The organism is Pseudoalteromonas phenolica, assembly GCF_005886345.1.
GTDB lineage: Bacteria > Pseudomonadota > Gammaproteobacteria > Enterobacterales > Alteromonadaceae > Pseudoalteromonas > Pseudoalteromonas phenolica_A.
Genome location: NZ_PNEC01000157.1, coordinates 1 through 343 on the forward strand (window position 1 = coordinate 1; position 343 = coordinate 343).

Consider the following 343-nt stretch of genomic DNA (forward strand, 5'->3'; position numbering starts at 1 on the left):
CAGCTTTTAATAATTCACATGCATTTTGTAGTAATGTTTTATTTTTTAAAATGAGATTAGCTTTATCGCTACCCATTCTGGATGATTGCCCTCCGGCGAGTACAACCCCTGTAAACACTATTTTATTGCTCATTTTAGCCGCCCAGCATAGCTAAATGGGTTGTGGCGCCCGTTAAGCGCTTATCAAGCTCATGACTAATGGTTTTATTGCCCATTGCTGCTTGAATAGCGTTTACAGTGGCTGGTGTATCTTGCGCATTTAAATGCGGGCGTAAGTCTATTCCCTGATCAGCAAATAAACATAAATGTAGCTTGCCTAATGACGAAACTCTTAATCGGTTAC

The 343-nt window shown here is 40.2% G+C and carries 1 protein-coding gene and 1 pseudogene; both read right to left on the minus strand.

Annotation, left to right across the window (positions count from 1 at the left end; genetic code table 11):
• Positions 1 to 133, minus strand: a 133-nt coding sequence (locus CWB72_RS20450) for an NTP transferase domain-containing protein (protein WP_171037381.1), incomplete at its 3' end; no start/stop codon positions are given.
• Between the two features lies 1 nt (position 134).
• A pseudogene (gene moaA / locus CWB72_RS20455) lies at positions 135 to 343 on the minus strand (GTP 3',8-cyclase MoaA); the annotation flags it as partial.